The 11449-nt window shown below is 64.7% G+C and carries 13 protein-coding genes, 1 tRNA gene and 1 other RNA gene; 12 read left to right on the top strand and 3 right to left on the bottom strand.

From position 1 onward, the window contains the following. Positions 1-556: IS5 family transposase (locus N0B15_RS00075; RefSeq protein ID WP_263004897.1), on the top strand; the 556-nt coding region annotated here is incomplete at its 5' end. Between the two features lie 368 nt (positions 557-924). Here N0B15_RS00075 and N0B15_RS00070 read toward each other — a convergent pair. Continuing rightward, positions 925-999: transfer RNA gene (locus tag N0B15_RS00070), tRNA-Arg, on the bottom strand. 146 nt (positions 1000-1145) lie between these two features. Here N0B15_RS00070 and N0B15_RS00065 point away from each other — a divergent pair. The 4 genes from N0B15_RS00065 (at position 1146) to N0B15_RS00050 (ending at position 3666) form a co-directional block, all read left to right on the top strand. Next, positions 1146-1328, top strand: a complete 183-nt coding sequence (locus tag N0B15_RS00065; RefSeq protein ID WP_263004895.1) for a DUF7511 domain-containing protein — start codon at positions 1146-1148, stop codon at positions 1326-1328. 50 nt (positions 1329-1378) lie between these two features. Further along, positions 1379-2272 (top strand): geranylgeranylglycerol-phosphate geranylgeranyltransferase, encoded by an 894-nt coding sequence (locus N0B15_RS00060; RefSeq protein ID WP_263004893.1) that lies wholly within the window; start codon positions 1379-1381, stop codon positions 2270-2272. Positions 2273-2584: 312 nt separating this feature from the next. Beyond that, complete coding sequence (locus N0B15_RS00055) at positions 2585-3208, top strand: RAD55 family ATPase (protein ID WP_263004891.1); 624 nt, start codon at positions 2585-2587, stop codon at positions 3206-3208. Positions 3209-3255: 47 nt separating this feature from the next. Further along, positions 3256-3666 carry a CoA-binding protein gene (locus N0B15_RS00050; RefSeq protein ID WP_263004889.1) on the top strand — a complete coding sequence of 137 codons (411 nt, stop codon included), beginning with the start codon at positions 3256-3258 and terminating at the stop codon, positions 3664-3666. Between the two features lie 35 nt (positions 3667-3701). On the opposite strand, the gene N0B15_RS00045 is transcribed toward N0B15_RS00050, so the two are convergent. Continuing rightward, positions 3702-5402 carry a hypothetical protein gene (locus N0B15_RS00045; RefSeq protein WP_263004887.1) on the bottom strand — a complete coding sequence of 567 codons (1701 nt, stop codon included), beginning with the start codon at positions 5400-5402 and terminating at the stop codon, positions 3702-3704. 139 nt (positions 5403-5541) lie between these two features. Next, positions 5542-5919 (bottom strand): DUF5798 family protein, encoded by a 378-nt coding sequence (locus tag N0B15_RS00040; protein ID WP_263004885.1) that lies wholly within the window; start codon positions 5917-5919, stop codon positions 5542-5544. A gap of 173 nt (positions 5920-6092) precedes the next feature. Between N0B15_RS00040 and N0B15_RS00035 the strand changes: the two genes are divergently transcribed. The 7 genes from N0B15_RS00035 to N0B15_RS00005 all read left to right on the top strand — a co-directional run. After that, the gene (locus N0B15_RS00035) at positions 6093-6515 is read left to right on the top strand and encodes a DUF7548 family protein (protein ID WP_263004883.1); all 423 of its coding nucleotides are present in this window, start codon (positions 6093-6095) and stop codon (positions 6513-6515) included. Positions 6516-6610: 95 nt separating this feature from the next. Next, entirely contained in the window at positions 6611-8260 is a 1650-nt protein-coding gene (locus N0B15_RS00030; protein WP_263004881.1) for a potassium channel family protein, read from the top strand. Positions 8261-8332: 72 nt separating this feature from the next. After that, complete coding sequence (locus N0B15_RS00025; RefSeq protein ID WP_263004879.1) at positions 8333-9040, top strand: DUF2270 domain-containing protein; 708 nt, start codon at positions 8333-8335, stop codon at positions 9038-9040. Between the two features lie 67 nt (positions 9041-9107). Next, the gene (locus tag N0B15_RS00020) at positions 9108-9302 is read left to right on the top strand and encodes a hypothetical protein (RefSeq protein ID WP_263004877.1); all 195 of its coding nucleotides are present in this window, start codon (positions 9108-9110) and stop codon (positions 9300-9302) included. 284 nt (positions 9303-9586) lie between these two features. Beyond that, positions 9587-10222 (top strand): vitamin K epoxide reductase family protein, encoded by a 636-nt coding sequence (locus N0B15_RS00015; protein WP_263004875.1) that lies wholly within the window; start codon positions 9587-9589, stop codon positions 10220-10222. Positions 10223-10272: 50 nt separating this feature from the next. Continuing rightward, positions 10273-10584, top strand: an RNA gene (gene ffs, locus N0B15_RS00010) — signal recognition particle sRNA. A 192-nt stretch (positions 10585-10776) separates the two neighbouring features. Beyond that, on the top strand, positions 10777-11449 hold a 673-nt coding region (locus N0B15_RS00005; protein WP_263004873.1), incomplete at its 3' end, for an MEDS domain-containing protein.

The following is an 11449-nucleotide window of genomic DNA, read 5'->3' as shown; positions in this document are numbered from 1 at the left end:
CCAGATGGCGGTCTGGCGAGTGCTGCTGCGCCTGTCGGCGCAGTTGCACGAGCCATCTGGTCATGCAGCGATGGATGCAACGTTTTTCGACCGTGAAAACGCCAGCAAACACTACTGCCGCCGGACGGATTACCGCGTACAGACGCTCAAAACAACCGCGCTCGTCGATACAGCGTCACAAGCTGTCCTCGACGTTCACTGCACGACCGAGAAACGTCACGATACGCAGATCGGCTGGCAACTCGCCCGCCGCAACGCGGGCGAGTTGCACAGCCTCGCCGCAGACAAAGGCTACGACTGGCAACGATTACGTGATAAACTCCGAGAAGAGGGTGTAAGACCGCTGATCAAGCATCGAACGTTCCGCCCCATCGATCACGCGCATAACGCACGGATCGATGAGGCTCTCTACGGCCGGAGAGCGTTGTCTGAGACCGTCTTCTCGGTGATCAAGCGCACGCTCGGCGACGCCGTACGTGCGCGAAGTTGGTACCGCGAGTTCCGTGAAATCGTCCTGATGTGTGTCGTCTACAACATCAAGCGTGCCGTCAACTAGCCAAATCAAGCGCCGTATAGCGATTCACCACGGCCAAAATAGTCTACCAACAAGCCAATCCTTCCACCTGATCCAACTTTCAGTAGTTCGTGAGTGGTTTTTCGAATAGCACTGTACTCTCGCCCCGGGTAGCGCCCTATGATCTCACCCACCATGTTAAAAGCTCACACTAACGAGGCTATGAATGTGTCACCCAGTCAATTATTTGGTATAACCATTCACGTACCAATATTCGTCTGCGCCAGAAGTGGGCGCTGCAGGATTTGAACCGAAACAAGACGGTCGCTCGCTCCGCTCGCGCTGCGACTTGCAGGGCTCAAATCCTTCGCGGTGCACTACTGCCGCTCACGAATTGTTCGCGTCAGAAGTGGGCGCTGCAGGATTTGAACCCGCGACAACTTGGTCCGAAGCCAAGCACTCTGTCCAGACTGAGCTAAGCGCCCTCGCGTCTCTGATTTTCGCTCGAGTTCGTATAAGTCGCTCGGTTTCGGTGTGCTCTCGTTCCTCGCTATCACGGCGCTCGCCCCCGTTCTCACGGCGTGGGTATCGGCCGTGTGTGTTTTTATACTCCATCGCTAACTACCGAGTGATGACCGCGAACGATGCTCCCGTTGGCTACACCGACGTCCCCCGTAGTGGCGATCTCGAGTTGCTCACCGACGACGGGACGGTGTGGACTGCCGTCGAAGTCGCTGCGAGCGAGGACGAGCGCCTGACGCGGTGGCTCTCGATCGCCGAGGACGACCTCTGTGACCTCGAGCGCTGGCGCTAACAGGTCGGCGTACCGGACGGTTTATTGCGGCTGACTCGACAGTGAGGGTGATGAGTGGCGAGGCGGTTCGCAGTCCGGGTAGCGGTATCGGAGCGACGGCGCGGGGGTTGCTCGAGCTGACGCGGCCGGTGAACGCGCTCGCGGCGGGTGTGTTGACGTTCATCGGTGCGTACGTCGCCGGTGGCGTCACGACGCACACGCTGGCGGTGGCGGCGGCGGTGGCGGCGACGGTGTTGGCGACCGGGGCGGGCAACGCGATCAACGACTACTTCGACCGGGAGATCGACCGGATCAACCAGCCGGAGCGGGCGATTCCACGTGGAGCGGTCAGTCCGCGGGGGGCGTTCGTGTTCAGTGTCGTCCTGTTCCTGGCGGCCGTCGCGCTCGCGGTCACGCTTCCGCCGCTGGCGATCGCCATCGCCGTCGTGAACCTGCTGGCGCTGGTGGCCTACACGGAGTTGTTCAAGGGGCTTCCGGGGGTCGGAAACGTCGTCGTCGCCTACCTCGGCGGGAGTACGTTCCTGTTCGGGGCCGCGACCGTCGGGAGCATCGATATCGCCGCGGTGTTGTTCCTGCTGGCGGCCCTCTCGACGATCACGCGCGAGATCATCAAAGACGTCGAGGACGTCGACGGCGACCGCGAGGAGGGACTCAACACGCTCCCGATCGCGATCGGTGAGCGCCGTGCGCTCGTGGCCGGTGCCGTCTTGCTCGTCGTCGCCGTGCTCGCGAGTCCGCTGCCGTATCTCTTCGGCTTCGGCGTGGCCTACCTCGTCGTCGTGCTCCCGGCCAACCTGCTCATGCTGTACGCGACGTACGAGAGTTTCACCGACCCGACCGCGGGACAGTCCCACCTCAAGTACGGGATGTTCCTCGCGGCGCTCGCGTTCGTCGTCGGACGCGCGACGGTGGACCTCTCGCTCGAGTCCGTCCTCCTCCTGTGACTCGATTCAGGCGGTATCGTAACAACTGCAACGAGTTACCCACTGATCGCCGACCCGTCTGGCGATCTGGTGTGTACTGACTTGCAGTGGCTACTATAGCCACCGGCGACACCCCCGACGAGTACGTCACGAGAGTGATCAGTTTCCCGTTCCCGGCTGCGTTTTCAGCGATCGATTCGGGTGACGCACCTGTCTTGAAAGCAATCAAAAGGAATATAAGCCGGTTACGACATTTTCATACCATACATCGGTGTAGACTGCGGTGGCCAACCTCGGTCGTTGCACGGCTGTAGACGAAAGTGAGTATCTTGCATGTATGACCTCGCAGATGTCCTACCGGACACTGAAATCGATCCTGGGACGAACGTTCTCATCGCGGGTCCTCCACTGACTGGGAAACGGCGTCTCGCACTCGATATCCTCGCCCGCGGCGCTCAGCGGGGCGACGGTACGATCATCGTCACGACGAAAGACAGTGCAGAGAAGATGCTCTCGGAGTTCTCGACGGCCGCGGAGACGACCGACGGGGTCGACATCGGCGTCGTCGATTGCGTGACGAAACAGCGCGGTATCGGGTCGGTGGAAGACGACCCGCGGATCAAGTACGCCTCCTCGCCAGTCGACATGACCGGCATCGGGATCAAGCTCTCCGAGTTCCTCCAGGAGTTCTACGAGGTCAGACGGCTCACGCAGAATCGCATCCTGCTCCACTCGGTGTCGACGCTGCTCATGTACTCGAACCTCCAGACGGTCTTTCGCTTCCTCCACGTCTTCACCGGGCGCGTCCAGAGCGCCGACGCCCTCGGCGTCTACGTCATCGACTCGACCGCCCACGACGATCAGACGATGAACACGCTCAAACAGCTGTTCGACGTCGTCATCGAGGTCGACGGCGACGGCTCCGAGCCGACGATTCGCTCGGCCGGACTCTCCTGACGGGCCGACACACACCGTTTTTACAGCCCGTCGGCGTACACCCCTCCATGCCGATCGAAGACGACGAGACACTCCGCGACATCCTCGCCCTCGAGACGATTGCCGTGGTCGGGTGCTCGAGTACGCCCGGGAAGGCGGCTCACGACGTTCCGGCCTACCTCGACGCACAGGGGTACGACGTGGTGCCGATCAACCCGTTCGCCGACGAACTCCTCGGTCGCCCGGCGGCCGACACCCTCGACGCGGTGGACGACGACCTCGACGTCGTCTGCGTCTTCCGGCCCAGCGACGAGGTAGCAGGTATCGTCGACGAGGTGCTCGAGCGCGACGACGTCGCCGTCCTCTGGACGCAACTGGGTATCCGCGACGACGAGGCGGCCGCTCGAGCCGAGGATGCGGGACTCGACATCGTTCAGGACCGGTGTCTGAAGATCGAACACCGGCGACTCGTCGCCTGAGACGCTCTCGAGGACACGTCGCCAGCGCGCACGGCTCAGACCGTGTAGCCGCGAAGCGTTCTGGCCGCACCGAGGTAGCCGAGGACACCGCTCGCGGCGACGAACGCCGCGTAGAGGACGTACGGGAGCGGCGTCTCGAGGACGGTTGCCGGTTCCGGTGACGGTGCGCCGAGCAGCCAGAGACCGACGCCGAGGACGACGAGTGTGCCGAGTTCGAAGCCGATCAGCGGGATATGTGACGGCCTGACCGTCTCGACGCCGTAGACCTCGTCGGGCTCGAACTTCGGGACGAGCGTGCCGAGTCCGCACGCGACACCGCCGGCCGCGAGTGAGAGCGCCACGCCGAGGACGACCAGCCAGACGACGGACGCGGGGTCGACGCCGCTTCCCACCCCGGCGAGTGCGCCAAGGGCCAACGGCACCACGCCGAGTGTGAATCCGGCGAGGATGCGCCCGCGGAGGGCGTACGTCGCGTCGACGCTCGAGAGCAGTATCGCGGGCAACGCCCCGCGCTCGTCGCCGAGCGGGTTCAGACAGAAACTCGCCCCCGTCACGAGCGCGCACGCGAGGACGCCGACGGTCGGCGCGAACTCGAGGACGCGCCCCGGTGCACTGTAGGCGAACGAGAGGAGCGGAAAGAGGAAGAAGACGAGCATGGTGAGGTGCACCAGCCGTCTCGGCGCTCGACGCGCGAGCAGCAGGTAGTGCCAGGCGAACCGCCCGCTCTGTGACCAGGCCAGGGGTGCTGGTGCTCGAGCGGGCGGGCGTGAGACGGCGACCGCGTCGGTGCGCGTCTCGTCGTCGAACCAGAGGTGCTCGACGTTCGCGACCGAGCGGGTGAACGCGACCGCCGCGGTGGCCAGAAAGAGCAGCGAGACGCCGCCGGAGACGGCGAGCCGGTCCGGCGAACTCACGATACCCGCGGTGAGCACCAGCGCGTCGGCGTACGCACCGGCCGTGGAGGCGACCACTCCCTCGCTCAGGAGTCGGTAGCCGCTCTCGAGCAGGCTGTGACCGGAGCCGCTGGCGACGGCCTGCCAGCCGAGAAACAGCGCGACCGTGAGGAGGAACCAGCCGAGAATCTTCAGCCACCGAGGGATCCGCAGGCGGCGGTCGATCCGCGCCAGCCAGAGGCTACAGAGGTAGCCGCTGGTCGCCCCGACGGCGGTCAGCGGCACCAGCCAGACTGCCAGTCCAATCGGGAGTGCGACCGTCCCCGCGCCGAGGGAGAACGCCGTCGAGAGCACCAGCAGCGGCGCGAGCACCCAGAGGACGAGGACGGCGACCGACGTGAGCAGTGCCGCGACGACGACCGCTCGAGTCGTCGTACTCGTCAACGGGAGCGTCGGGTGGTCGGGCAGCGGGCCGACGGTGAGCCGATAGAAGAGGACGATCGATGCCAGCACGCCGACGCCGGGGAGCACCAGCGAACGGGCGTACGGCACCGCCGTCTGGAGGTCGTCGCCGAACGCTCGCCCCAGTCCGTAGGCCCCGCCGACGGCGGCGAGACCCAGCGGAATCAGGAGCAGTCCCACGATCAGGACGGAGACGAACCTGGCGGGGTCGTCGACGAGCGCGCGTCGCGAGCGCCGGAGGTCGACGCGGGCGATCACCAGGCCGTGTCGAAGGTCGCGGCGAAGCGACGGGAGCGAACTCGAGTGCCGTCCACCGGAGGCGGCGGAGGAGTCGCGACTCGACGGCGTGTCGGACCCGGCGGAATCTGGGCGACGGGGCATGCGATGCTCGTCGTTTCAGCCGTTCGTATCAGTAACCTTTCGATACGTTGCGCTCGAGGAAGTCTGGATTCTCGGTGATCGACCGTCCAACACGCAGGCCCCCGTCTCCGGCCGTGTCCAACCGGCGTCGGCTGGGTGTTTACTGTCCGTTTGCGTCGGCGTGCTGTGGCTCGCTCCCGTCGGCCGTTTTCGCACCGTCCGTACTGGCCGACTCGCCGCCTTCGGATTCGTCACCATCTGCTGGAGCATCGACGTCTTCGATCACGGTCGCGGCGTCGTCGACCGCTGCCTCCGCGAGAATCTCGTCGGGGTCGAGCATGAGTTTCTCGGACATCGCGATCAGGAGCGCCCGCTGTTGTTCTATCTCGCGGTCGAGTTTCTTCACCGTGTCGTGGGTGTCGTCGACCTCTTCTTCGAGGTGAAAGATCCGCTGCTGGAGTTCTTGCACCTGTTTGTACATCTTCTCGGCGTGCTCTGAGATCAACTGCAGCTTCTTCGCCGTACTTCCCAGTCCCATACCCGTCTCGTGGTGTCCCCAGCTAATTGTGTCTTTCTCCTCGAGGCGGAAATATACCGTCGCCACGTCTCCAGCATTCGCGCGTCTCTCACTGTGACGGGCCGCGTCCCGTCTCGAACATCCGCAGCCCGCAACCGTGGTTCTTAAGCGAGCGCGCTCTGAACGCCTCGAGTATGCGCGCCGAGCAGCGTCCGCCCACCGCCGGTATCGTCGCCTGCCTCTGTTACCTCCTCGTCGTGTTCGTTCCGTACCTCGCGCTCACCGAGACCGAACGCGCCGGTCTCGAGACCTACTACTCGGCGTTCGGCGTCGCGGGACCACAGTTTCTCGCGTTGCTCGTCGTCGTCGCGACCGTCCTCTTCGCCGCCGGCCGCGAACTCCGAACCGAGCCGGATTACGCCGCGGGGTTGACGCTCGTCATCGGTATGGTCCTCACTCTCCTCGTCCTCGTCTGGGCGGTCTCCGTCCCCGAGGACGTCGTCGCGAGCATCGGTGAGGTCTCCTGGCTCGAGTACCACCGCTGGGTCGTCCTCGCCACCGCCGTCCTCCTCACTGCCTGTTCGGTGTGGTACGCCCGTGCGCTGGCGCTGTTCTGAGCGATCTGGCGAAGAACGATAGCGCTGTGTGGTGTAGATCGGCCGTCGATGATCGATCGTGTTCCCTCCCGAGCGGCCCCATCGGGTGAGCCACTGTGGTCCGACTGAGCGGCCGTCTCGCCGTCTACGTCGCCTCGCTGTTCGTCCTCATCGGCGTCTACGCCGTCGCCTACCAGTGGGGCATGGCGACCTACGAGGGCGAATCCCGGACCTGGTACGGCGCATTCGAGATCGTCGTCCAGTCGATGACGACGACCGGCTACGGCCAGGACGCACCCTGGGAGAGCCTCGAGATGACGGCGCTGATGGTACTGATTCAGATCACGGGTATCGCCTACATCTTCGTCGCCTTCCCGCTGTTCGTCGTTCCGTGGCTCGAGCGTCTCGTCGAACCGACGCCACCGGAACGCATCGACGACGTTGCGGACCACGTCGTCATCGTCGGCTACACCGATCTCTGTGCCTCGATCGTCGAGGAACTCGAGTCGCGCGAGACGCCGTACGTCGTCGTCGAAGCCGACCGTGACCGTGCTCAGGACCTCCACGAAGACGGGCTCTCGGTCCTCCACGGGGACGCCGCGAACGAGGAGACCGTCGACGCCGCCCAGGTCGATGGCGCGCTCGCCGTCGTCGTCGACGCGAGCGAGCGGGAGTTCGTCGGGGCGATCCTCACGATCGACGACCGTGCACCCGAGGTCACCATCCTGGCGATGCTCGAGGACCCGGAACGTGCTCGCTACGTGCGCTACGCCGGTGCAGACGAGGTCCTCTCTCCGCGCCACCGCCTCGGGAAAGCCCTCGGTGATAAGGTGCGTGACGTCCTCACCCTCGCCGTCGAGGACGCCGTCTCCCTCGAGGACCACATTCGCATCGCCGAGTATCCCATCGACGCCGACAGCGACTTCGCTGGTGAGGCGCTCTCGGCGACGCGCCGACTCGAGCGTGCCGGGGTGACCGTCCTCGGTGCCTGGGTCCGTGGCGACTTCCTCACGACGCTCCCCGACGACGTACACGCAGACGAGAACACCGCGCTCCTCGTCGCCGGAACGGACACCCAGCTCGAGTCACTCGAGGCGGCTGTCGGCTCGAGCGGGCGAACCTACGACCCCACTCCCGGTCGCGTACTCGTCGTCGCGAGCGGCACCGTCGGTGCGACCGCGGTCGGTGGGCTCGAGCGAGCCGACGTCGAGACGTGTCTCGTCGCGAGTGACGACGGCGACTTCGTCGACCTCGAGATCGACGTCGTCGGCGATCCGACGGCCGAAGAGACGTTTCGCGAGGCGTCGGTCGACGGCGTCGACACCGTCCTCATCGCCCTCGAAGACGACGAGGACGCCATCCTCGCCACGCTCGTCGCGAGCGCGCTCGCACCGGAGGTAGAACTTCTCGCCGCCGCCCAGACGAGCGACGCCGTCGGCAAGCTCCGAACTGCGGGTGCCGACTACGTCCTCGCGTTGCCGAGTGTCGCTGGCCGCATGGTTGCCCTCAGTGTCTTCGAAGACGAGGTCATGACGCTCGGCGAGCGCCTCCAGCTGGTCTGTGTCGACACGCCTGCGCTGGTTGGCTCGCGCCTCGAGCCAGCGACGCTCCGTGAGCGAACCGGATGTGCTGTCGTCGCGCTCGAGCGTGACGGGGCGTTCGAGACGGACGTCGACGGAGTGTGTCTCGAACGTGGTGATCGACTCCTCCTCGCCGGTACCGAGCGTGCCCTCAATCACGTCCGCGAGCGCTACGGGGGGACCTGAGCCGAGACGCTCGCTTCAACGGGTGACGCCCGCAGGGACCACTGCCTTCCTCTCTCGACGCGTCCGTCACGTATGAGCGACGGCGAGCGCGAGTTCGACCCGGAGGCTCCCGAAGAGCGTGAGATCGGTCGCGAGATGGTCGATCAGAGCACCGGTCTCGGCTCCGTCGCAGCCCACCTCTACCGGGGAGAGATGGAGCGCGCCGTCGAGTGGCGTAGTCGCCTCGATACGACGACGAACTGGGCGGTGACGCTCGTCTCCGCCATCGTCGCGTACGCGTTCTCCGGCGAGGTGTTTCACGCCGTCATCCTCGCCGGGCTCATGGTCGGCACCGTCTTCCTGTTCATCGAGGCGCGCCGGTTTCGCGATTACGACATCTGGCGTTCACGGGTCCGCGTCCTCCAGAAGAACCTCTTCGCGAACGCGCTCGACCCCTCCAGTGGCGTCGAACTCGAGGACTGGCGACGGGAGTTGAGCCGCGACTACCGCGACCCCAGGCCGAAACTCTCCTACCTCGCGGCGGTCAGCCACCGCCTGCGGCGAGTCTATCTCCCGTTGATGGGCGCGCTGGTCGCCGCCTGGCTGTTTCACCTCTGGGCGTTCCAACCGGACACACCGCTCCTCGAGAGTGCGTCGCTCCCGGGCGTATCGGGGACGGTGGTGATCGCTGTGGTCGCCGGCTACCTCCTCGTAATGTTGGCCCTCGCGGTGCCGCTCTCCCCGAAAGGCCGCGGGGAGTCGGGTGGGGCGGACCACGGCGACTTCGAGCGAGACGACTGACCGGCCGACCCCGGCCCCGCTGGTGCGACCCGACAGCGTTTACCGCCCCGGGTGAGAAACCGACGACATGACCGCCGAAGGCACCGACAACCGGTCACTGCTCGACGTACTCGGGTTCGTCGCCAAACTCGCCATCGTCTTCTCGCTGTTCGCCGTCGTCGGTTCGTACCTCAGCGTCGGCGTCGCCGACCCGCGAGCAGTCCTCGTCCTCACCGCCAGCGTCGTGCTCGTCGTCGTCCTTGGATTCCTGAACCGCGACTGAGGCCAACACACACGGACACCGCCTCCTGTACCGCACCCGGGTCTCCCCGATCGAATCTTTCGCCAGATAGAGTTGTGCCAAATAAACAACTGTGGATGGGTAGTGTTTGGTACCGAGGCGGCTGTGGAAACGTGCGAATGAGACAGAACTCGACAGGAGTCCAATCTGGGGCAACTCTGTCGTCTCCCGTGACCCGCCCCCTCCTGAGTGAAGGGCGACTGTTTTGCATAGTAATGGGGATAACACACAATACTTATGTGCTGGCACCGACAACGCAGTATTGTATGAGTTCAGAAACAGCGAACACGGTGTTGTTCGATTACGACTGGGAGTACTCGCCACGAGTGAGCACGCTTTTCGGTGCATTCGCAGCCGTTGCGGCACTCGGCTGGTCCGTGACGGTTATGCTGACGGCGATTCACTTGTTCGCAATTCCTGCAATTCCGCCCGACGCGCCCGTCCAGGGGAGCATCGAGGTCATCACGAGCCAGTGGGCGTACGTCTTCGGTATCCCACTGGCGACGCTCGGCGGCGTCTACTACCTCGTGACCATCGGCTTCGCCCTCTGGTGGTTCGACACACGCCACCCCCTGATCGTCAAGATCCTGACGCCGATTACCGCCAGCGGCGTCGTCTTCTCGGCGTACTTCGTCTACCTCCAGCTGGGCGTTATCGGCGAAATCTGTCCGTTCTGCATGCTCTCGGCCGCTGCGACCGTCGTCCTGTTCGGACTCGAGCTAGCCATCCTCTCCTCGAGCGAGACACCCTCGCTCTCGAGTATGGGCGGCGACCTCGCGAGCGTGCTCAGGGAGACGACGCACGCGACGGTCGCGTTTCCGGTCGTCGTCGGCCTGATCGCGCTCCTCGCGCTGTTCGCCGTTCCGCTGTTGCCCCTGCCCGACGTGGTTCCGTTCGTCTGAGTGGCCGGCGCTCGAGGCGAAAGCCCCTTAAGAGGGGGTCGCCTACTGACAGATGGACTAGGTCGGGCAGTTAGGCCCTGCCCGAAACCTGCGCTATGGTCTTTAGCAGGGACCGAAGCCCGCGGGCGTCCGGTCAGACCGGCCGGGGCCCCGGAAGCCAACATAGAAGCCTCGTCCGTCGGGGACAGCGGGCTACGGTGACCGTCCGCAGGGACGACTCATCGTAGCTAATCGGCGACAGCCCATCAGGCGCGGAAGCGAGCAGTGGACCGCCGGACACCTGTCGCTCGACGGGTCGCGGGGTGGAGGACGCGACCGGGATTCCCCCGGCCGGAACGCCGGGCAATCGCGGGGTCCACACTCATATTCGTATTCACACTCACTTCGTCCGAGCGACGCGGTTTTTTCGGCTCACAGACTGGGCAGAAGTGACCACGCTGTGGCCGCCCAGCGAGTCCACACGCGTCCAGGCAGTTCACCACGCCTGACGTTCACGATACTGTAACTGATTTGCCAACAAAGCCTTCATGATCGTCGGTCTCGAGTGAACGTCAATGAGTCTATACATGGGGCGGGACCACGAACCCGTTACACGCCACCAAACCGACACTGAACCGCTCAGCGTCGAGAGCGGTCTCGAGGCACTGCGCTCGAGTCCGGAGTTTCGTGGGCCGGTCGAACCCCTCGACGGAGTGGCGGCCAACGAACACATCGCGCTGATCTACGAGACTCGAGACGAGCAGTTCGCCGCGACGGTTCCGTTCGTTCGGCAGGGTCTCGAGCGCGGTGAGCGCTGTATGTACGTCGTCGACGAACACTCGAGCGACGAGGTTCTCCGGACGATGCGCGAGAGCAATATCGACGTCGACAGCGCGCTCGACTCGGGCGCACTGACGTTTCACACGATCGACGAGACCTACCTGCGAAACGGAACGTTCGATCCGGACGAGATGATCGCGTTCTACGCCGATGCGATCGAAGAGGCGACCGCCGAGTACGAAGCCCTCCGCGTGACGGCCGAGACGGGCTGGATTCTCCACGACGACACGACGCTCGCGAAGTTCATGGCGTACGAGAGCAAGATCAACGACCTCTTCGAAGACGAAGACGCCATCGCGCTCTTTGACATCCTCACCGCGCCTAAAGGCGCGGGAATCCTCACGTTGGGGGTCTCGGCTCATGCCGAACCACCACGCGAGCGACTTTCTCCTAACGGTGGATACTCCG

It is taken from the genome of Natronobiforma cellulositropha (genome assembly GCF_025629245.1).
Lineage (GTDB): Archaea > Halobacteriota > Halobacteria > Halobacteriales > Natrialbaceae > Natronobiforma > Natronobiforma cellulositropha.
This window is presented reverse-complemented; position numbering and strand designations above follow the sequence as displayed.